The 20,042-nt window shown below is 40.5% G+C and carries 20 protein-coding genes; 6 read left to right on the forward strand and 14 right to left on the reverse strand.

Features of this window, described 5'->3' with window-relative positions:
• Nucleotides 1-2: 2 nt before the first annotated feature.
• The 4 genes from QL989_RS03840 to QL989_RS03855 all read right to left on the reverse strand — a co-directional run bounded on the left by QL989_RS03840 (nucleotide 3) and on the right by QL989_RS03855 (nucleotide 3,838).
• Complete coding sequence (locus QL989_RS03840) at nucleotides 3-542, reverse strand: heme NO-binding domain-containing protein (protein ID WP_138606890.1); 540 nt, start codon at nucleotides 540-542, stop codon at nucleotides 3-5.
• 129 nt (nucleotides 543-671) lie between these two features.
• On the reverse strand, nucleotides 672-1,655 hold the full coding sequence (locus tag QL989_RS03845; protein ID WP_290168383.1) for a sensor domain-containing diguanylate cyclase: 984 nt from the start codon (nucleotides 1,653-1,655) through the stop codon (nucleotides 672-674).
• A 139-nt stretch (nucleotides 1,656-1,794) separates the two neighbouring features.
• Nucleotides 1,795-3,042 carry a DEAD/DEAH box helicase gene (locus tag QL989_RS03850; RefSeq protein ID WP_290168386.1) on the reverse strand — a complete coding sequence of 416 codons (1,248 nt, stop codon included), beginning with the start codon at nucleotides 3,040-3,042 and terminating at the stop codon, nucleotides 1,795-1,797.
• A gap of 91 nt (nucleotides 3,043-3,133) precedes the next feature.
• Nucleotides 3,134-3,838 (reverse strand): DUF3581 domain-containing protein, encoded by a 705-nt coding sequence (locus QL989_RS03855; protein WP_016900441.1) that lies wholly within the window; start codon nucleotides 3,836-3,838, stop codon nucleotides 3,134-3,136.
• Nucleotides 3,839-3,994: 156 nt separating this feature from the next.
• On the opposite strand from QL989_RS03855, the gene QL989_RS03860 reads away from it, so the two are divergent.
• Both QL989_RS03860 and QL989_RS03865 read left to right on the forward strand, forming a co-directional pair.
• Nucleotides 3,995-4,390, forward strand: a complete 396-nt coding sequence (locus QL989_RS03860; protein ID WP_290168387.1) for a hypothetical protein — start codon at nucleotides 3,995-3,997, stop codon at nucleotides 4,388-4,390.
• A gap of 87 nt (nucleotides 4,391-4,477) precedes the next feature.
• On the forward strand, nucleotides 4,478-5,329 hold the full coding sequence (locus tag QL989_RS03865) for a CPBP family intramembrane glutamic endopeptidase (RefSeq protein ID WP_290168389.1): 852 nt from the start codon (nucleotides 4,478-4,480) through the stop codon (nucleotides 5,327-5,329).
• A 57-nt stretch (nucleotides 5,330-5,386) separates the two neighbouring features.
• On the opposite strand, the gene gltX is transcribed toward QL989_RS03865, so the two are convergent.
• The 3 genes from gltX to proB all read right to left on the reverse strand — a co-directional run bounded on the left by gltX (nucleotide 5,387) and on the right by proB (nucleotide 8,491).
• The gene (gltX, locus tag QL989_RS03870; RefSeq protein WP_008111109.1) at nucleotides 5,387-6,871 is read right to left on the reverse strand and encodes a glutamate--tRNA ligase; all 1,485 of its coding nucleotides are present in this window, start codon (nucleotides 6,869-6,871) and stop codon (nucleotides 5,387-5,389) included.
• A gap of 50 nt (nucleotides 6,872-6,921) precedes the next feature.
• Nucleotides 6,922-7,281, reverse strand: coding sequence for a glutathione S-transferase N-terminal domain-containing protein (locus QL989_RS03875; RefSeq protein WP_008111110.1), 360 nt, complete (start codon nucleotides 7,279-7,281; stop codon nucleotides 6,922-6,924).
• A gap of 106 nt (nucleotides 7,282-7,387) precedes the next feature.
• Nucleotides 7,388-8,491, reverse strand: a complete 1,104-nt coding sequence (gene proB, locus QL989_RS03880; RefSeq protein ID WP_033102848.1) for a glutamate 5-kinase — start codon at nucleotides 8,489-8,491, stop codon at nucleotides 7,388-7,390.
• Between the two features lie 131 nt (nucleotides 8,492-8,622).
• Between proB and QL989_RS03885 the strand changes: the two genes are divergently transcribed.
• Nucleotides 8,623-9,582: a DMT family transporter gene (locus tag QL989_RS03885; protein WP_096038709.1), complete on the forward strand. Its 960-nt coding sequence runs from the start codon at nucleotides 8,623-8,625 to the stop codon at nucleotides 9,580-9,582.
• Here QL989_RS03885 and QL989_RS03890 read toward each other — a convergent pair.
• Genes QL989_RS03890 through pdsO form a run of 3 tightly spaced genes read right to left on the reverse strand, consistent with a single transcriptional unit; the run spans nucleotide 9,477 to nucleotide 12,831 of the window.
• On the reverse strand, nucleotides 9,477-10,082 hold the full coding sequence (locus tag QL989_RS03890) for a class GN sortase (RefSeq protein WP_290168394.1): 606 nt from the start codon (nucleotides 10,080-10,082) through the stop codon (nucleotides 9,477-9,479). The two genes, QL989_RS03885 and QL989_RS03890, sit on opposite strands and share 106 nt — an antisense overlap.
• Complete coding sequence (locus QL989_RS03895; RefSeq protein WP_290168396.1) at nucleotides 10,079-12,079, reverse strand: marine proteobacterial sortase target protein; 2,001 nt, start codon at nucleotides 12,077-12,079, stop codon at nucleotides 10,079-10,081. Before QL989_RS03895 ends, QL989_RS03890 begins: the two co-directional genes overlap by 4 nt.
• Before the next feature lie 26 nt (nucleotides 12,080-12,105).
• The gene (gene pdsO, locus QL989_RS03900) at nucleotides 12,106-12,831 is read right to left on the reverse strand and encodes a sortase-associated OmpA-like protein PdsO (RefSeq protein ID WP_054201826.1); all 726 of its coding nucleotides are present in this window, start codon (nucleotides 12,829-12,831) and stop codon (nucleotides 12,106-12,108) included.
• Nucleotides 12,832-13,059: 228 nt separating this feature from the next.
• On the opposite strand from pdsO, the gene pdsR reads away from it, so the two are divergent.
• Both pdsR and pdsS read left to right on the forward strand, forming a co-directional pair.
• The gene (gene pdsR / locus QL989_RS03905) at nucleotides 13,060-13,755 is read left to right on the forward strand and encodes a proteobacterial dedicated sortase system response regulator (protein WP_290168401.1); all 696 of its coding nucleotides are present in this window, start codon (nucleotides 13,060-13,062) and stop codon (nucleotides 13,753-13,755) included.
• Entirely contained in the window at nucleotides 13,749-15,884 is a 2,136-nt protein-coding gene (pdsS, locus tag QL989_RS03910; RefSeq protein ID WP_290168405.1) for a proteobacterial dedicated sortase system histidine kinase, read from the forward strand. The genes pdsR and pdsS overlap by 7 nt, the downstream gene beginning before the upstream one ends.
• A 14-nt stretch (nucleotides 15,885-15,898) precedes the next feature.
• Here the strand turns inward: pdsS and QL989_RS03915 are convergent, their stop codons facing one another.
• Both QL989_RS03915 and QL989_RS03920 read right to left on the reverse strand, forming a co-directional pair.
• The gene (locus tag QL989_RS03915) at nucleotides 15,899-16,195 is read right to left on the reverse strand and encodes a hypothetical protein (protein ID WP_290168407.1); all 297 of its coding nucleotides are present in this window, start codon (nucleotides 16,193-16,195) and stop codon (nucleotides 15,899-15,901) included.
• A 536-nt stretch (nucleotides 16,196-16,731) separates the two neighbouring features.
• The gene (locus tag QL989_RS03920; protein WP_290168410.1) at nucleotides 16,732-17,985 is read right to left on the reverse strand and encodes a multifunctional CCA addition/repair protein; all 1,254 of its coding nucleotides are present in this window, start codon (nucleotides 17,983-17,985) and stop codon (nucleotides 16,732-16,734) included.
• Nucleotides 17,986-18,120: 135 nt separating this feature from the next.
• On the opposite strand from QL989_RS03920, the gene QL989_RS03925 reads away from it, so the two are divergent.
• Nucleotides 18,121-18,339, forward strand: coding sequence for a hypothetical protein (locus QL989_RS03925; protein ID WP_036981490.1), 219 nt, complete (start codon nucleotides 18,121-18,123; stop codon nucleotides 18,337-18,339).
• A 5-nt stretch (nucleotides 18,340-18,344) separates the two neighbouring features.
• Here QL989_RS03925 and QL989_RS03930 read toward each other — a convergent pair whose 3' ends face one another.
• Both QL989_RS03930 and QL989_RS03935 read right to left on the reverse strand, forming a co-directional pair.
• A complete protein-coding gene (locus QL989_RS03930; RefSeq protein WP_198523620.1) occupies nucleotides 18,345-19,496 on the reverse strand; it encodes a murein transglycosylase domain-containing protein in 1,152 nt (383 codons plus the stop codon).
• 35 nt (nucleotides 19,497-19,531) lie between these two features.
• Nucleotides 19,532-20,032 carry a DUF1543 domain-containing protein gene (locus QL989_RS03935; protein ID WP_138609155.1) on the reverse strand — a complete coding sequence of 167 codons (501 nt, stop codon included), beginning with the start codon at nucleotides 20,030-20,032 and terminating at the stop codon, nucleotides 19,532-19,534.
• Nucleotides 20,033-20,042 lie beyond the last annotated feature (10 nt).

Here is a 20,042-nt window from a genome sequence, read left to right on the forward strand (position 1 = left end):
ATCTAACCTACCAATGTTAAGTTAAACGTAGCAACTTGATGATCGTCATTGATATCGCTGCTTATACTTATATTTTCCTTAAAATGTTCGGCTGCGCCTTCTATTAATCCCTCAGCGAGCATGGCAAATGGGTTACTTGAATGATAAATCATCTGCATTTGGGTATTACTTAAGTGGTTGGTTTTAAAGGTGGGCAACTCAACGTCGGTATATAGTTTTTTAACTTCTACATGCACGTGCTGATCTATGGTATCTAAAAAATCAAACGTTGTAGTGAGCTCTTCAAAAAACTGTGGATAGTAGACTAAGAAGCGCTTTAGTAAGTATTTACCGTATTCTTTAACGAGTACATCAACCGGAATATCAACAATACTGCTCAGTGAGGTCACTAACTTTAAAAGCTCTTGCTTATTATAGTTACCAACACTGGTATAAGCCCCATTGGAATCCAGTTCGTTTTGCTCAATGATTTGATCAGCAACTGCTGGTGAAAATGTGATCTCGACCATTTCTAGAAATTCAGTAAAAATAATACCTTTCATACAACTACCCACTCATTAGCTATAAACAAAGTATAGTTTCAAACTAAAAAAATTCACGTACATAGCATGCGTATATGTTAATTAGTTTGCTGTGTATATTGGCATAACAAGTTAATAGCAATTAACGATTTAATAACCGATTTTTTTATTTAACTTATATTTTTGCTTATTTTTATACATTGATTGGTCTGCATCATTTAAAAGTGTTTCAAATGGCTGCTTTTTTTGCTCAGAAAAACTATAACCAACACTTAGTGATAACTCGCAAATTCCATCTAATACTAGTGCATTAGCAAACTCAATCGAAATTGTATTTATAATGTGGTCTAGTTTACTCTTATCATTTATTTGCATGACAGCAACAAACTCATCGCCTCCTAAGCGCCCCACGATGTCGGCATCTCTTAGGTGTTTTTTTAACGTTGTGGCTAATGTAATAAGGGCTTTATCGCCCGCTTCGTGGCCAAAGTTATCGTTTAATTTTTTAAAATCGTTAATATCGATAAATAAACAACACACATCAAAACCTAAACGATGAGAAAGGTTTAGTTTTTGCTGAGCAAGTAAACTTAATGCTCGACGATTATAAATATTAGTGAGCGGGTCTAGCATTGCAATTTCGCGCATTTTTTCAAAATTATATACAAGCGCTAAATCGTCTTCTATTAAGTCTCGTAACTGATTAATGAGCTCAAAATATTCATTCGTATAGTTTGTTTCTTTATTGTCTTTTAAGCAAAGCGTCCCAAATACATCTCCTTGCGGCCAGTGAATGGGTAAACCTAAGTAGGAGTTAACGCCATTTTCAACTACCTCAGGCATGGCGCTCCACATTTCAGTACTAGCAGCATCATTAACATATAAGAGATTGTCACTTTCGACCACATGCCTACAAAACATATCACTTTCAGGAGGAATAGTAGGGTTGGTCTCAAAGGTTGACCCACCCTCGTTTTTTCTGATAACTACTCGGTAACCTATGCTTGTTGCCTGTACTATATATCCGGAGGGAGCTGAAAATAACTCAGCAATTAAATCAATTATTTTTTGCCACTTATCTAGTGATATCTGACCATCAAGGCCAGTAAATGCCCACTTATCAGTCTCAAACATTTTATACCCCCGCTATTATTTACCTAAGTATAGGCAAAAAAAAATGCTTAAAAGGTAGTATTAATCACTGTATTAATTACATTGACTCAAAATTAAAGATATTTAGTAACTTAATTGTGCTTTAAGAACACTCTAATTTTTACTTACGTCTTCTGTTTGGCGCTCTTTGCCCTGTAATACGTTTTTTATCGCGATCTTTACGCGCTTTGTTAGTGTTTTTGCGGTTGTCTTTTGGCGGCTTATTTAAATCAGGTTCATAGCCTTCAAGCCATTGTGGTGTTAAGCGGGTATCAAGCAGTACTTCAATTTCTTCAAGTAGCCATTGCTCATCAAGACTCACTAACGACATTGCAAGGCCTTGCTCGCCAGCTCGTCCTGTACGGCCAATACGATGCACATAATCTTCAGCTATATATGGTAATTCAAAGTTAATTACGTATTTAAGTGCCGGTATGTCTAAACCGCGCGCCGCTACATCGGTGGCTACTAAAACACGCGTACTACCCTCTTTAAAGTTTTGTAATGCGCGGTCGCGAGCACCTTGTGATTTATCACCATGAATAGATTCGGTTTTTAAACCATCTTTACACATTTCTTTGGCAAGCTTATCGGCCATTTGTTTTGTGCGGGTGAATATAAGTACTTGGCGCCAGTTTTTCATGCCAATCATGTGCGATACCAGTTCGCGCTTTCTGTCTTCATCTACTGCGTAAATAACTTGTTCAACCTCTACAGCAGCAGAGTTGCGCTTATCAACTTCAATAAGCTCAGGGTCTTTGAGCATTTTTTTACTCAGCTCAAATACACTGTCATCAAAGGTGGCGGAAAACAGTAAGGTTTGACGATCGCCTGGGATATGACGCAGTATTCGTCTAATTTCGTCAATAAAACCCATATCAAGCATACGGTCTGCTTCATCAAATACTAAAGAGTCTACGCTTGAAAGCACCACACTGCCCTTCACTATATGATCAAGTAAGCGCCCAGGAGTTGCCACTATTACTTGCGCTGTTTTAAGTGCTTTAATTTGCGGGCCTATACTTGCGCCACCATAGGCAAGTGCACCTTTTATATCTGTACCTTGTGCGTATTTTTCAAAGCTTGCAAATACTTGCTGAGCAAGCTCCCTAGTGGGCGTTAAAATAACCACACGAGCAATGCCTGGTTCGTCTTTTTTAGCGGTATTTAAAAGCTTGTGTAATAGCGGTAAAACAAAAGCGGCTGTTTTACCGGTGCCAGTTTGAGCGCTGCCCATAACGTCTTTGCCCGCTAAAATTGGCGGTATCGTTTTGTGCTGAATGGCGGTAGGCGTAGTGTAATTATTTTGCTCTATTGCCGTTAATAGTAACGGGTCTAGGGCTAGTGATGAGAACGATGTGGCAGACATAAGCTTGGCTTTAAAATAACAAAGAACGCTATTATACCTGAGCTTTAGTAATAAAAAAGGCGCTAAATAGCGCCTATATAAAATGAAGTATTTAAGCCGGTTTTAATGTGGCTTTACGTTCATTATAAAATGCAATTAAATCATCTACGGTGCTTTGACAGTACTCACGAATACCCGATACGACCATGTGTTTTTCACCAAAACCCACTTTTTCGCCGTTTTCTAATAAATTAAAGCGCAAGGTTATTTTGCCGCGTTTACCAGCGTATTCAAAGCTTGGCTCTGCAAACTCTAGAGTCGGTGATTTAATATCAATGTTATTAAGGTTAATTATCATTGATTCATAAATAATCATAGGACGCGCAGGGTTTATCATTACCTCTTGCTTGCCCATTAAAGGAATAATTACATGCGGGAACGCAGCACCTGAGAACTCAACATAATTTTTTATTAAACTGTTTGTAAGTGTTGGGCATTTACTGGTTTTACCATCGCGTTTAACCTTTAAAATTACTTTTTCGCCATGGTTTACATCAAACTCTTCTCCAGGTTGTTCTGGAAAATTTAGCTTGGTATTTTCATCAACCATACCGGCAAAGGTAAACTCCATTCGCTCACTAATGCCATAGCGGTCTAACACTAGAGAAAAAAGTAAGTCTCCTGGTGCGCAAAACTTTTTAGCGTCTTTATCATGAAGCGGGTTGTAGTCGTCGGCTACACATTTAGCAAAGCGACAACCTTGCTCACGAGAAATTGAAACATAATCAGCATGCTGCTGATAGTAAGGGCTTAACATAGTGTGTTCACTGCTTAAACTGCTTATAACCTAGCTATACTACCAGAAAAAAAATCTTGAGAGGTCGAATCTGTTTAATAAAGGCGAAAAATGATAATTTGCAACCCACTAATTAACTAAGTAAATTAGGCAAATACGAGTTTAAGGGATTAACTAATGAAGTATTTTTCTTTATTAATATGCGCGATTTCATTTTTAACTGGCTGTAATAACGTTACTTACACAACCAATATCGACGACGAGGTTTTATCAGAACACGTTTCAAGCCACATTAAAAAACGTGGCCTAGAGCAGTTTTACAGTGTACAAGACGCTCTCGATAGAGGTGCAAGCCCCCTTGGTGGAATAAAAGGCGAAAGCTGCGATGTATCAGATGATACGCGAACATCCTCAATTAGCTATAACCGCTTGAAATCACAAGCTATAGAATCCCTTAAAAACGATGTGCTTTATTTAGGTGGCAATGCATTTACACTAGAGCAGTGCCAATCAGTATCCCGCTACAATTGTGATTTAGCCGTTATTTGTACAGGACAAGCCTATAATTATTAATAGCTCAAAATTATCTAATTGAGACTATAACGCTATGTAATTCGTTTTCTCTCATTTCCCCTATCAAACAACAAGCTGTATTTGCCAATGACTTTTTACTTTTTAGCTGCCGCTATTTTATGTGTTTTCCCACAGTGTAAACTCACTGTATTTCGCCAACCATTATGGCAATACTTATTGCTGCTAAGTGTTATTACTGCCTATTATCAAGAGTATATAAATTTAAACGCGGTTGCTGTTATAGCTGTTTATGTGGGATTGTTTCACTTTACGTTATTGGCAACCTCAGCGTTAAAACGTAATGTTCTAACGTCTTTATTTATAACAGCCTCACTCGGGTTAGCCTTACATTGGTTTGCGGGTTTTAATAACCTGCCAATTGTTGTTAATGAACAAGTCACCAGTAACGCAATTGCATTTACCCTGTATGCTAATTTCGATAAAGCATTAGCGGGTTTAATGCTGAGCGCTTATTTTTTTGCAAAAAACAAAACGATAAAGCCAGTAACTATCGGCTACCCTGCTTTAATCATAATTATCACTATTTTAGCGGCGCTTATAACTGCTTTAACGTTAAACCTTGTTGAATTTGCACCAAAAGTACCTGAATTTTGGTTGTTATTTATAGCTATCAACCTACTTTTTACCTGCGTTGCAGAAGAGGCATTATTTAGGGGAGTGATACAAACTAAGCTTTCAAAACTAATAACCCCGAGCAGGTTTGCACTGCTCGCACCGGTGATCAGTACTTGTGTATTTTCACTGGCACACTTTTCAGCGGGAACTCATTATATGCTTGTGGCGGCCGTTGCAGGTTTTGGTTATGGCTATATTTACTATAAAACAAGCCGATTAGAATGGGCTATTTTGTGTCATTGGCTCGTTAATGTGTTTCATTTTTTCTTATTTACTTACCCTATGCTGGCAACTCCATCTTAAAACTACAGGCACAAAAAAGCCGCTTAAATAAAGCGGCTTTTGAATCTATATACGCGATTACGCACTTGGGTAATCGCGGTATGCGCGTTCTATCTTTTTAGCCTGCTTTTTAGAAATACCTAAATGGGCAAGCGCAACACGTAAACGTGCACGCGATAGGTCAGACCCTAAAATTTCCATTGCATCTAATACCGAGGTAGATGATGTTTTGCCGGTAATAGCCACAAATATAGGCTCTAAGAAGTCTTTAATTTTAAGCTCGTGGAAGGTAGCGACTTCTTTTGCAATTGCAAAAATAGCAGGCTTTTCAAAGCTACGTAAGCCTTCTAGCTGCCATACAAAAAATTGTAATGCTTGGCGAATAACATCTTCGTCAGCTTTACCGGCTGTTAATAGCGCTGGATCGTAAGTCGGGATACCGCCTACAAAGTGCCCTGCTAAATCAACCATGTCAGAGAGCGTATTTATACGCGTTTTAGCTTCCGGTAATACTTTAGCAAGCATGTCGCCATTAAATTTCCAGTCAACAAAACGCTGCATTAGCTCTGCATCAGTTAAGTTTTCGCGGATCCACATACCGTTTAACCAGCTTAACTTGTCTACGTCGAATACTGGGCCACCAAGCGATACACGCTTCATGTCAAAATGCTCTATCATTTCATTAAGAGTGAACTTTTCACGCTCATCAGGCATTGACCAACCCATACGGCCTAAGTAGTTTAGTACCGCTTCTGGTAAGTAACCCATTTCTTTGTAGTAATTAATAGACGTTGGGTTTTTACGCTTAGACAGTTTTGATTTATCTGGATTACGCAATAATGGTAAGTGACCTAGTACCGGTGCTTCCCAACCAAAATCTTCATACAGTTTTAATAGCTTAGGCGCTGAGTTTATCCACTCTTCACCACGGAAAATGTGGCTAATTTGCATATGGTGATCATCCACCACGTTAGCTAAAAAGTACGTTGGAAAACCATCTGCTTTTAATAGCACTTGCATGTCTACGTTTTCCCACGGGATCTCAATTTCGTCGCGTAGGTAATCGTTAAACTTAAAGGTACCTTCGCTTGGGATTTTCATACGTATAACGTACGGTTTACCAGCAGCTAGGTTTGCTTTAATTTCGTCTTCTGTATGGTTTAAGCCACGACCATCGTATTTAGGACGCAGACCTTCGGCCATTTGCTCTTCACGCATTTGGTCCAGTTCTTCGCTGGTTGCAAAACAATAAAATGCTTTGCCGTCTTCAACTAACTGATGAGCGTATTTTTTATATAAATCACTGCGCTCAGATTGACGGTATGGACCAAACTCACCACCTACATCAGGACCATGATCCCACTCAAGGCCTAACCAGCGTAAGCTATCCATGATGGCTTGTTCAGATTCAGGTGTGCTGCGAACTTGGTCAGTATCTTCAATACGAAGTACAAATTCACCGCCTTGCTGTTTAGCAAAACAGTAGTTAAATAAGGCAATGTAAGCGGTGCCAAGATGCGGGTCACCAGTTGGCGACGGAGCAACACGGGTACGAATTGTCATGGTAATGTCTCTTTTAATAAGTGAGATGGTATGAAATACCAATAAATATTTTAAGCGGCTACTTTGTTTAAGTAAGCAATAATATCGTTTGATTCATAAAGCCATTTTACTTGGCCATCTTGCTCAATACGTAAACAAGGTACTTTAACTTTTCCGCCTTGCTCTAATAGCTCTTGGCGGTATTGCTCATCATTTTTTGCATCGCGTGTTTCAATTTTTAAGCCTTCACGCTTAATTGAACGGCGCACTTTTACACAAAAAGGGCATGCTTTGAATTGATAGAGCTTAAATTGTGCGGTTTGCTGATCAAGCTTAGTTTGCTCTTGCGGATCACGTTTTTTGCTACGCGGCGTAAAAACAAAATTAAAAAATAAGATGATACAACCTAAAACCCAGCGAACTAATTTCATCTTCAATACTCTTTACAACAAATTTAAGGTGCAAGATTTTAACACAAAAAAGCGCAACACTATAAGCGGATTATACGTTGCGCTATATCGTTAAAAAAGTGCTTAATTACAACACCACCATATCATCCCTGTGTAGCACTTCCACGCCGCTATCGTAATCAAGTAAATGGCTGATTTGATTAGAATGTGCGCCTTTTATTTTATCGATTTCAAGATGGCTAAAGCGCGTTAACCCGCGTGCAATAATTTGCTGGTTTACATCAATTAAGTTAATTAAATCTCCACGTTCAAATTCACCTATTGCACGCGTAATACCTTTAGCAAGTAAACTAGCCCCCTTAGATTGCAATGCATGCACCGCACCGGCATCAATTAAAATTTGGCCACTACTTTTAGGCCCTGCCAATAACCATTTTTTTCGACCATCTTTAGGCGCGGTAAGTTTTAAAAAACGGGTGCCTGGTAGTTGCTCGCTCATGCATTTTAAAATCACATTTTCATCAGCGCCTTTGGCAATAATCACCTCAACCCCAGCTCTTCTGGCAATATCCGCGGCCTGTAATTTGGTTGCCATACCCCCTGTGCCTAGGTTCGTACCGCTGCCACCCGCAAGTTGGCGTAACTCATCATTAATATGGGTAACTTCGTCAATCAAGGTGGCGTTAATGTCGGTGCGCGGATCGCTGGTGAATAACCCTTGTTGGTCGGTCAGTAGCAGTAACTTATCGGCATTGGCTAAAATAGCCACCAATGCCGACAAGTTATCGTTGTCACCTACTTTTATTTCGCTAGTAGCAACTGCGTCATTTTCATTAATGATCGGCACAACATCGTAATTTAATAGGGCATTGAGGGTATCGCGTGCATTTAAATAGCGCTCTCTGTCGTCAACATCCGCGCGCGTTAGTAGCATTTGCCCGACGTTAATGCCATACAACGCAAATAAGCTTTGCCAAATATGAATGAGCTGCCCCTGTCCAATGGCGGCCAACATTTGTTTGTCTATTAATGTGCGCCCACAGGGTTTTAATAGCTGTTCGCGACCTGCGGCAACCGCACCGCTTGATACTAAAATAACATGATGACCTTGCTTTTTTAGCTCACTGCATTGGCGAACAAGTTCCACCATATGTGCTTTGTCTAACTTATCGGTACCGCCAGTGAGTACGCTTGTACCTAGCTTTACAACTACGACCTGATCCCTTTGCATGTTTTTTACTTAGCGCAATAAATGATGAATTTATTTATACCAGTTCGGTATTTTTGAACAAGTAAAAAATATTCAATCCCCCCCTCTGCGTGCTAGGATCGCACTATATTCAACCGATTAAATTACACCTTATGCCTGCCAGTTTATGTTTAATTATTGCCACCTTTTTGTGGGGTAGCTCCTTTATTGCACTTAAATACGCGATTGCGATTTATGACCCTGCCTTGGTGATATTTTTACGTATGCTCACCACTTTACTGATTTCGTTATGTTTATGGCGTTACGTAATTCGCTTTGAATATTTAAAAGGCGATTGGAAGTACTTATTAGGCATGTCACTGGCAGAGCCTTGCTTGTACTTTTTATTTGAAGGCCACGCAATGGAATATACCTCAGCGTCTCAGGCGGGGGTGATTGTTTCTTGTTTACCCATTATTGTGGCATTTTTAGCGTTTTTCATGCTCAAAGAGCATATTAGTAGAGCTATTGTAGTGGGTTTTACGCTGTGTATTGGCGGCAGTATTTTACTTACCTTGCTCTCACCGAGTTCAAGCCAAGCCCCAAACCCATTACTGGGGAATTTTTTAGAATTAATGGCCATGGTGTGCGCGGCATTTTATACCGTGTGTATAAAACATTTAGCTAACCGTTATTCCCCACTCACATTAATTGCTCTGCAAGGCGTGAGTGGTAGTTTGTTTTTTGCTCCGTTTTTACTGTTTATTGACCTACCCAGTGAAAACCAACACGATTTAACCGCACTAATGAGCATTTTGTACTTAGGCTCTTGTGTTACTTTGGGTGGGTACGGCATGTACAACTACGCGATTAGTAAAGTGTCGGTGTTAACCGCCGCGGCTTACTCTAATTTAATCCCTATTTTCACTTTAATTTTGTCAGCCATTATCCTCAACGAAGTACTAACTCTTGGCCAGTGGATCAGCATATTTGTGGTGTTTATAGGCGTAATGATTAGTCAACGCCATCAAGAACTAGTGGTCGATATTCCTAACTCAACTTCGGGTGAGGATATTTCTGCCGACACTAACCATCTTAAATCGGTACCCGAGGCCAGTGAATCAAAAGGGTAACAGGTTAATAAATACAGCCCTGATTGCTGCAAAAAATCGGTGTTGTACTGATTAATTACCTCAACATGTGTTACTGAATAATGCTGCACTTGGCCATTTTTAAGTTGTAGAGAAAATTGCTCCCCCACTTTAGCGTTTTTTAAAAACGCAAAGTGGGTATCGTTGTGGCCAGCAATAAGTGCTCCTTGCGAGTTACCAAAATCAGCCCCACCTAACTCCCCAGCAGGTAAAAAGTGGCTCGGCGCAAACGCTAAGTTTCTGCCACTTGCACCATCAAGCACGGTTAGTCGTTTGTTATGCTTTGGCCATATTATTTGTGCCACCGGGTAGCTATCAGCATAAAACCATGGCTTAATTTTTTTATTGGGCGATTTAAGGGCTCTTTGCCAAGCTTGCTCTATTAACACTTGTGCAAGCCATGCCTTTGCCTGCATGTATACACCATGGCCAAACAAGCTCAGTCCTAAGGCAAGTAAACCTATGCTTAGCCACTTTTTCATTTACAGCGCCTTACTAACAACAGACCACCTAGAAGTAGTAATGCTCCAAACACAATATGCATTTTGCTTTGCCCATCTGTTTGCGGCAAGCGCATGGTCATTCCTTGTGGCATAGTATTAGCCACTTGTGTGCTTTGTTTAGCAACTTCTTTAATAGTGGTCTCTTCTATGGCAACAAACGCAGTAAATGGGCTAAGTAATTGATGCTCAAGCGCGAGCTGCTGCACTTGCTGTTTTACAACACTTTGTTGGTTGTATAACAATAACGACTTTATTTTTTGACGTGCCCAAAGCTTATCAATTCCCGTGGCTTTTGAACTTGCTTGCGGATTAAGCTTAACCTTAAACTCCCCATGCGCCGTTTGCCCCGTAAAAGTAATTGCATCGGTAGTGTCTAATTTAATAGCCACCATAATAGGCTCAGCAAAATATAGGTCAGGCAAAGGTGAGGGCCAAAAATCTAAGCTGTCTCCATTTGTATTTGTTAACGCTAAATTAGTCATAGCCGGGTGAGCAAGTTTATCAAACAACTGCTGCATTTTCGGCTGCACATCATGAGCACTGCTTATAAAGGTGTAAGTTCCCTTGCCTATATCAGCGGCACGACGCATAAAATAACGGTTAGGCGCGCTACCAATGCCCACGGTAAATAAACGGCTATCACCTAAGGTATGCGCAATATGTTTAAATAACTGATCTTCGTTACTTACGCTACCATCGGTTAAAAATACAACTTGGCGTACAAACCCTTCAAACTGCGTACCATCAAGTACCGCATCAAGTGCGCCTTTTATTTCAGTTCCGCCATCGGCTTGTAAGTTATAAATAAAACGCTCTGCGCGACGTAAATTGAAGTCACTGGCAATTAATGGGGTCTCACTCATGGCTGCAACCTCATTATTAAAACTGACAATATTGAAGCTATCATCACTATCTAATAATGATAATGCGTAAAACAGCGCTTTTTTAGCTTGTTCAATAGGCTGCCCATGCATAGATCCCGAAGTATCAACTACAAACACCATTTCACGCGGTAAACGCTGAGATTGAGGAAAACTATCGCTTGGCGGCATTAACATTGCTAACGCATACTGCTCACCATTTTGTGCTTGCTGAGTAAAAAGTGCAGCTTGCGCTTGCGCTATTTGAAGTGGCTTAAACTCAAGTACAAAGTCTCTATTTATGGCTTGCTGTGGTTTTAGCACAATGCTGTATTGCCCAAATGCAGGGTTTTCAATATTAACTTGATGGTACTTAGCGTTTATATCAACCAATTCTAAGCCTATATCCATGTTAATTGTTAAGCTTAAATCGCTGGCATTTGCCGCCTCATTGGTTTGTTTTGTGTAAACAGGGCTTAACCACCCCTGTGGAGTGAACGAAGGTGTATTAGTGCTTTTTACCGCATGCTTATCTTGTTCATCGTTAACTTTCCCTGTTATTGCATGATAGCGTGGCGTAATTGTGGTTGGAAAATGGATCGCAAAGGTTCCGTGTTGGTAATCAATAATCTCTTGATACTCAAGCGTTATAACTATTTCTTCTCCTGGCCCTACATTTGCCACATTTGTAATAAACATATTTGCACGCTGCTGTCGCAGCAATGAAGCTTGTTTGCCTGCTTTTTTGGCAGCTTGGTACTGTTTTTCAGCTTGGCGTTTTTTTGCTATTTTACCTTTAATAACTCGCTCGCCAATGCGCATGGTCATTGCTTGCACGGCGCTTTCATCGGGTAAAGGAAATACATAACGTGCATTTACGGCAAAAGGGTTTTCATTTATGTAGTGCTGCGTAACTACAACACGATTAATTAGCCCTGTTAGGGCCATTTTTGCATCGCTTTTTAAAATAACCCCAGGGTTTACCGCCACTCCTTGGCTATCAAACAAAGATAGTTTTGGCGACTGCGCATGGCTTTTAAAGCTGGCCAAAAGCACGATAATAATAAAAATAAAAAGGCTTACCTTGGTAAGCACTTTGGTGGGTTTACTCAACATAAATCACTCCATCGAACGCCTTGCGATTAATTGCTTGCTGTTTGATCAGTCGTTTGATTAAGCGCACGGGTAGTCAGGGTAACGCGTCTGTCAAAAAAGTTATCTTCGAGGGTGTTACTATTTGCTATGCTTTGTTGCTCGCCAAATGCTTGTGCGCTTAAACGTGTATGGCTAACCCCCTGTTTAATTAAGTAACTTTGTACGGCGTTTACTCTGGCTTTTGAAAGTAATAAGTTCGCTTGCTCTGCACCACGCTGATCGGCAAAGCCACTTAAATCGAGTGCGAGTTGCGGTTGGCTTTTTAATAACGCTACCAATTGATCAAGCTGCTTGGCAAAATGTGGAGCAATATCGCTAGAGCCTGTTTTAAATTGTACTGTCATTGCCAATAAATTATTAAGCTGCGATTGAGTTAATTGCTCATTTTGCTGCGCCAGTAGTTCAAGTTGCGCCTCTAGGTGACTGTTATGATTAAGTACGTGTTGGTAGTCGTTGGTTTTCTCTGCCATTACAGTTAAAGCTTGCTGCTGCTCAGCAATGGTTTGCTCAGCCACCTTGGCATCGCCAATCAAACCACCAGCAAATGCGCCTACAAACGCGCCGATTGGCCCACCAACAACACCACCAATAATGGCACCTGTGCTCAGGCCAACAATTGTTTCTTTTTTTGCTTCTTTTGATGGGGTATCCGCAGCAAATACTGGCGTACAAAAAGTGCTAACAAGTGTGAGTGCGATTAATGTTTTCTTCATGGTCTATTCCTTACTATTAATAATGGTTGGCAAGCTATTGGTTGGCACTTGCGTTGTATTGGTAATTTCAATAGCTGTATTAAAACACCATGAAGTGGCAATAAAGGGGAGTAAAAATGGCAAACTGCTGAGCAATTGTGGCAAAAAAATGGCAATTGCCTTTTTAACCTTACTTAGCACAAAAACTTCGTTATAGTGCGTCTAAGTCAATATGAGTAATTAATAAAAATGAAAAAAATAGCTATCGTTGAAGATGAAACTGCCATTCGCGAAAACTACATAGAAATGCTGAGCGCTCAAGGCTATCAGGTAAGTGGTTATGAAAACCGCCCTCAAGCAGAAGTAGCTTTTAAAGAAGCACTCCCCGATTTAGCCATTGTTGATATTGGCTTAGGCCATGAAATAGATGGCGGCTTTTTACTGTGCCAAACTTTGCGTTCACTTTCTAAAACCTTACCAATTATTTTTTTAACCGCTCGCGACAGCGAAATAGACACCGTATGTGGCCTGCGCATGGGCGCCGATGACTACTTAACCAAAGATATTAGCTTAGCGCATCTAGCCGCGCGTATTGGTGCGCTATTTCGCCGCATGGAAGCATTAGAGCAACCCGCCGATGCCAACGCATTAATAATTCGCGGTCAACTAACACTCGACACGCAACGCATGCAGGTGCTTTGGCAACAACAGTTGGTTGATTTAACCGTAACTGAGTTTTGGATGCTGCATTCACTCGCCCAACGACCTGGCCACGTTAAAAGCCGTAATGAGTTAATGAACGATGCTAAAATTTATGTAGACGACAGTACCATTACCTCTCATGTAAAACGCATTCGTAAAAAGTTTATAGCACTCGATAGCCAGTTTGACTGCATTGATACCGTGTATGGCATGGGTTACAGGTGGGAGCAACCCACATGCTGAGATTTGGCCTACGCAGTAAATTTATTCTACTTTCATGCTTTTTGTTTTTGTTGCCATGGTTAGGCTACGAATACGTATGGGAAATGGAAAAGTTTTTACGCCAAGGCCAAGAAAAAACGCTAGTAGGTACTACACGCGCACTGGCAACGGCTCTGCACGAACGCCCCGCTTTATTTGACGAACAAACCAACTTTTTAGATCAAGTTGTAAAAGGCCGCGATCTCTATGCTTATAATTTAAAGAGTCCAATTCAACTCGATGGCAAACTCAGCGACTGGGACGCTTACCAATCGCTATTTTGGCTTTATGACAAACGCTACTTACAAACAGCCGATGATAACCATCAGCTAAGCAACTTATCATTTAGCCACATGGTAGGTAAGTTTGATAATTACTTATATGCAGTATTTAAAGTCACTGACGATGCTTTAGTATACCGTGCCAAAAACAGCCTCAGCATTACCAATAACGATTACGTAAAAGTTGGCCTAAAAAACCCCGATGGGCAATTTAATACTTATGTTATTGCTCCGCGCCAAGATGGCTGGGTCAACGCATTTGATGCCAACAGTAAAATGCCTTTTACTAAAATTCAGGGTTTCTTTAAACAAACTGAAACAGGTTACAACCTTGAGCTGCGCTTTCCTTTGAGTATGCTTGGCAATAAACTGGGATTTGCCATTGCCGATGTTGATAGTAAACAACCAAACCAACCCCCTAGTATTATGTCTACATCGAACTTAAATAACCCGAATGATTTAGGTTCGGTACTGGTGCCCTCCCCTGAAATAAACCGTATATTAAAAGGCATGGGACACAGCGGCAGTCGCATATGGGTGGTCGATAACCATCACCGTGTATTAGCGCAATCGGGCAGCATTCAAAATGCCGATGGTGTATGGGCCGATGGGCTAAAAAATCAAGCGCCAAAAACTGCGTGGCAGCGCTTTGAACAGGCCTATTTACATCCTTTGTATTATAAAATTTTAACCCGTCCTGAAGATGAATTTATAGATACCTTACACGATGTAGCTTCAATGCAAGGCGCTCATTTAGCCAAAGCACTTAAAGGCAAACCGGCCTCGTCGTGGCGGCTCACTCCCGATAACAAAGCGGTGATATTATCGGCTGCATATCCTATTTGGATTGAGGATAAAGTTATTGGGGCAGTTATAGCTGAAGAAACCACCAATGGCGTGCGTACACTGCGTAATAAATCGCTGGAAAAACTATTTAATGTGATTTTAGCGGTCATGTTAATTGGCACAGTCACTTTGTTCTTTTTTGCTTCGCGTATATCGAGCCGTATTAGGCGACTACGAGATACAGCAGAGCAAGCCATTGATGCGCAAGGACGAGTAACAGGCCATATAAATTATAGCGATGCCAATGACGAAATTGGCGACCTGTCGCGTAGCTTTTCAAATATAGTGAGCCGACTTGGTGGCTATACCGATTATTTAGAAAATATGTCGTCGCGCTTATCTCACGAGCTGCGCACACCGGTTGCGGTTGTCCGTTCATCTCTTGAAAACTTACAAAGCTTGCAGCAAAGTGAACTGAGTCAAAAATACCTTGAACGTGCTAGCGAAGGGGTTGAGCGCTTAGGTAAAATAATTACCACTATGAGCGAGGCAACCCGCCTTGAGCAAAGTATTCAAAGCAATGAGCCGGAGTCGTTTGATTTACAAAAAGTAATTAGTGGCTGTATGCAGGGCTACCAACTTACTTATCCTAACCAGTTATTTACACTCAACATTTGCCAAAGCACACTGTTGATGCAAGGTGCCCCTGAATTTATAGCGCAACTGCTCGATAAGCTAATTAATAATGCCTTGGAATTTAGTGAAGCTAACACTGCAATTGAAGTCAGCCTTAAGCAAAATGAAAGCAAAGCAACCTTAACGGTAAGTAATACAGGTACTTTATTGCCTGAGGGACTTACTGAACATATTTTTGATTCTATGGTATCGGTGCGCAGCCAAAAAATGCAGCAACAACCGCATTTAGGTTTAGGACTTTATATTGTAAGACTGGTGTGTGATTACCACAAAGGCACAGTAGCGGCGCACAATAATGAGCAAGACAATGGAGTGGTATTTACTGTGAGCTTACCACTTAATAACTAAAGGTTCCCTAGAAGCTATGCCTCTTTTTTTAACAAGCGATACAAAGTATCCATACGCTTATGCGCTTGCTGCACCTTTGCTTGCGCCTCAACTTTTATAGTTAAGATAAGTAGTAACAACAGATAAAAACTAGGCTGAGCTAATACGTCTGGGAACATCAATGAAACAAATGCGATATAAGCAAAACTGCCAAATAATCCCTTAAAAATATCAAAGGGTTTAGGTGAGTGTTTTTCAAACTCATCTTCAAAAACTCGTTTTTTTTCAGCTTCGCTTATCGCTAATTTTGCGTTAATTTGTTCTGGTGTCATTAAATTAAGTCCTTTTAAGATAAATACAATTATGGATATGCAGCTGTCACTATTAAGAATGATAAGCAAACTCTATTGTATCGCTATTTGGTAAAAGTGACGAGCAAAAAAGGCTGAAACGTCCTAGGGTCTGTTGACCTTTGCGGATTAAAATTTGTTCAAACTAGGGGCGATTTAATCGCGGCGCGAGGTTTGTAACCTAGTGGGCTCGATAACTGCTCCTGCGTTATTCTACTGGCTTACATCCATGTAAGAATAAGTAAAAACCGAGCAAAGCTTCCGCGTCCTGCTCACGCCCCTTACCTACATCCATGTAGGCAACAAAGAGTAAATCGCCCCTAGGCAGAACCCGAAGGGCAGCGCCTGTTTGGCATTGATGCTACGTTACCGCCTATTTATGGGGAATAACCACACCACATAGGCGCTGCCTTGCCTAAATACCAAACAGACTGCTGCAAATTCAACCTTGAAAGGTCAACAGACCCTAGTTATAGCAAGGACGTTTAAAAATGACTTAATGCAATATTACAATCAGTTTAAGTGACCTTGGGAGTGTTAGTGTTTAAAAACGCTTTAATGCAGTCTATTTCTGCCTGTTTGACCGTTTCGCCTATTTCGGGGCCCTTTTTGCCGCTTTTAACCGCGTCTTGCACTATCTGTTTTTTATCCATTTTTTGTAGTTCATTGTGAATAGCACGTAATTTAGCGGCTTGTGGATAGGGCTTATCCACCAGCGTTTCGCCTCTTCCTTGTGCATCACACTGGCACGCTTGAGTAAAAGCAATAAAACGCTCTGGATGCACTAGCGCATTTAAATTAGTGACGATTAATTTATGAATAGTTTGCGGTCTTAACTGTTCAAGCGTGTGGCAAAGTGTATGGTTATCACTGGTAAGCACGCCTATATCACGAAAGCGATTAGGCACTTTTAAACGTTCACAAAAGGCCTCAACTACAGCAACCCCTTCACGTTCATGGCCGCGTAAATTACCGCGTTTTTTATAGCTTAGTGCTTTACCAAAATCATGAGTTAAAGCGGCAAAACGCGTTTCTAGGTTAAAGCCTAAATCGGCTGCTCGTCTAAGCACTAGCATAGTATGGACAAACACATCGCCCTCGGGATGATGATTTGCAGGCTGCGGGGTGTTTTTCATCTGCTCTATTTCAGGAAAAATACCTAATTCATCTAATGCTTGAAAATAAAGTTCAGGGTGTTTTTCGCCAAGCGCTTTTTCTGTTTCAAGCCAGACTCGCTCTGGTACTAGATGTTCCAACTCGCCTTTATTTTTAAGCTCATGCATTAATTCAATAGTACTTGGATGAATAGACCAGTCACTACCATAACGCGCTAAAAAGCGAGCAATACGCAATACCCGAACAGGGTCTTCTACAAATGCTTGGGTGGTGTGGCGCAGTATTTTATTTTTTAAATCAGCTTGACCATTAAAAGGGTCAATAATAGTGCCGTTTTCGTCTAGTGCCATAGAGTTAATGGTTAAATCTCGGCGTGCTAAATCTTCTTCAAGGGTTACGTTTGGGCTGGCATCCACCACAAAGCCGGTATAACCTTTACCACTTTTACGCTCAGTGCGCCCTAGTGCATATTCTTCTTTAGTGTTTGGGTGTAAGTAAACCGGAAAATCGCTGCCAATGGGTAAAAATCCGAGCGCTTCCATTGTCTCTGGCGTTTCACCAATAACAACATAGTCATTATCTTTTGATTGTATGTTTAGCAGTTTATCTCGCACTGCTCCACCCACTAGGTAAACTTGCTTTAAACTCTGTTGCACTTTATTCCCAACCACTACTTTTAAGCTTTTCTTTGATGTTAATCATACCTAATAGTCATTAAAAAATCTGTGTTGTTTGCCAAGCTTTATTAAGCTCATTACAATAGCGCATTATTTTTTAATACCTAACAGCGAATGAAAAACCACTCAGCAAAAAAAGAACTTATGTTACTGCCCATCCTTTTGGTGGTTATTATTATGTGTGTTGCAGGGCATTTCTTGCTGCAGGCTAATTTTCAAGACAGCCATTTGGTTGAGTATTTGTTAGCTGCAATTCCATTTGCTATGTTTGGCTTAGTAATAGTAGCCTTTAAAATGGCAGCCAAAAGTGAACAACAAGAAAATGATGAGTAAATAAGTTACTGATAGTTTTTTTCTGCTTTAGTGACTTTGTATAGATAGCGTCTTGATTCTGCACGTGAGTGCTTAGTGGTGAGAATATTATAAAACTGGCTTGCAGTAAGCTGATTTATTTGTGAAAACGCCACACTTCTATTTTTATTAAATATGCGCAGTACATTACCCGCCCCGCCGTTATAAGACGAGATCATGGCAAAGTGCTTACTTTTGTCGGTACTAATTTTGTTTAAGTAGTTATTTTTTAAAATACTTAAATAGGCGCTGCCAATATCAATATTATATTTTGGATTAAACAATACAGCTTTGGTTGGTTGCCCGGATACTTTTTTTATTTTTTGGTATACATCGCGCCCTGCGGTAGCCGGGATCACTTGCATTAATCCATAGGCATTGGATGAACTCACCGCATGTGGATTAAAGCTACTTTCGGTTTCAATAATGGCATAAATAAGTGCTGCCGATATTTGATATTTTTTTGCAGCCGCAAGCACATAATCACTGTATTTTTGTTTTCTTAAATGGGCATTTTGCTCGACTAAATCAAAACTAACCGACGAAATAACGTGCCCATATTGACGTTGCTTTTTTAAGTTATTATTTACTAAATAACGCGCAAATCGATTAGCACGCCAGCTATATTTTATGGGTAACTTATCTTGATCGAGCACTTGTTGGTATAAAAACGGCTCGCCTTCTAAAATGGGCGCTTCGCTGGTAAAAATATCGGTTTTATCGGGATCGCTAGAAGTCAGTAAGGTCATCACAATAGCCTGCTGTAACAAGCTTATTGTATTTTTTAACGCGATGGTTTCTACTTTTACAGTGCCTTGCTCAAAATCAATAATGGCACGAGCTTGGTAATCATTACTGTATTTTACGTATTTTTTGGCACTAGGTTGCTGAGTGTTTTGTTTACCCCACTTGCGCCCAACAACGCTTTCTAATGCGGCTAAAAGCTGTTTTACGCTACCAACCTGTGCCTTAATAGAACGGTGTGTTTTTTGTGCTTGCTTGTGAATTGCAACCACGTCGGTAGGATCGTTTTTTACTTGCTTTACCAGTTTATTTAAATCAACAACGGGCGGTAAACCTGACAGTGATTTACAGCCACTTAAGCCAACTAGCAAAAGTATAAACGCATACTTTTTCACACAACATCCTAATAAACTTAATAAATCCTCATTTATTATAATACATGATAACCAAACCAGTCAGGTTTAATTGTTTGTGCTTGACCACTTGGGGTTAGTTTAATATTCAGCTGGCTATCGAGTAAGTCGATAGCAAAGCAATCATCAACGTCATGTAAATCATCTTTATGTAGATGGCTAAGCCCTGCGAGTAAATCGTTTTTAGCGCGCTGTTTTGCTTCTTCACTACTGCTGGCAACATACAAAGCAAAGTCGTGTTGCTCTGCTAATGAGTCGCTTCTGTAAGCACCTAAGTTAACAAAATAAAGCTGCTTATTTTGCTCTACATAACTATCAACTACCTCGACTTTATAACCATCAATGTGATTAACCGCCATGTAGCTATCCATGTGTACGCTATTTTTGTCGCCTACCCACTGACTTTTAAGCTTGCTATAAGTTTGCTCAATGTCTTGACCTACCACAAAACGTACGTCATGCATTTCTATGTGGCAACCTTGAATACGCCCACCTAAATACACCATAAATAACTGCATGCTCACTTCC

Origin of the sequence: Pseudoalteromonas sp. APC 3224 (genome assembly GCF_030407535.1) — a bacterium.
Lineage (GTDB): Bacteria > Pseudomonadota > Gammaproteobacteria > Enterobacterales > Alteromonadaceae > Pseudoalteromonas.

Coding starts and splice junctions, on each gene's coding strand:
- QL989_RS03840 (WP_138606890.1), bottom strand. CDS start 542: ATGAAAGGTATTATTTTTACTGAATTTCTAGAAATGGTCGAGATCACA.
- QL989_RS03845 (WP_290168383.1), bottom strand. CDS start 1,655: ATGTTTGAGACTGATAAGTGGGCATTTACTGGCCTTGATGGTCAGATA.
- QL989_RS03850 (WP_290168386.1), bottom strand. CDS start 3,042: ATGTCTGCCACATCGTTCTCATCACTAGCCCTAGACCCGTTACTATTA.
- QL989_RS03855 (WP_016900441.1), bottom strand. CDS start 3,838: ATGTTAAGCCCTTACTATCAGCAGCATGCTGATTATGTTTCAATTTCT.
- QL989_RS03860 (WP_290168387.1), top strand. CDS start 3,995: ATGAAGTATTTTTCTTTATTAATATGCGCGATTTCATTTTTAACTGGC.
- QL989_RS03865 (WP_290168389.1), top strand. CDS start 4,478: ATGACTTTTTACTTTTTAGCTGCCGCTATTTTATGTGTTTTCCCACAG.
- gltX (WP_008111109.1), bottom strand. CDS start 6,871: ATGACAATTCGTACCCGTGTTGCTCCGTCGCCAACTGGTGACCCGCAT.
- QL989_RS03875 (WP_008111110.1), bottom strand. CDS start 7,281: ATGAAATTAGTTCGCTGGGTTTTAGGTTGTATCATCTTATTTTTTAAT.
- proB (WP_033102848.1), bottom strand. CDS start 8,491: ATGCAAAGGGATCAGGTCGTAGTTGTAAAGCTAGGTACAAGCGTACTC.
- QL989_RS03885 (WP_096038709.1), top strand. CDS start 8,623: ATGCCTGCCAGTTTATGTTTAATTATTGCCACCTTTTTGTGGGGTAGC.
- QL989_RS03890 (WP_290168394.1), bottom strand. CDS start 10,082: ATGAAAAAGTGGCTAAGCATAGGTTTACTTGCCTTAGGACTGAGCTTG.
- QL989_RS03895 (WP_290168396.1), bottom strand. CDS start 12,079: ATGTTGAGTAAACCCACCAAAGTGCTTACCAAGGTAAGCCTTTTTATT.
- pdsO (WP_054201826.1), bottom strand. CDS start 12,831: ATGAAGAAAACATTAATCGCACTCACACTTGTTAGCACTTTTTGTACG.
- pdsR (WP_290168401.1), top strand. CDS start 13,060: ATGAAAAAAATAGCTATCGTTGAAGATGAAACTGCCATTCGCGAAAAC.
- pdsS (WP_290168405.1), top strand. CDS start 13,749: ATGCTGAGATTTGGCCTACGCAGTAAATTTATTCTACTTTCATGCTTT.
- QL989_RS03915 (WP_290168407.1), bottom strand. CDS start 16,195: ATGACACCAGAACAAATTAACGCAAAATTAGCGATAAGCGAAGCTGAA.
- QL989_RS03925 (WP_036981490.1), top strand. CDS start 18,121: ATGAAAAACCACTCAGCAAAAAAAGAACTTATGTTACTGCCCATCCTT.
- QL989_RS03935 (WP_138609155.1), bottom strand. CDS start 20,032: ATGCAGTTATTTATGGTGTATTTAGGTGGGCGTATTCAAGGTTGCCAC.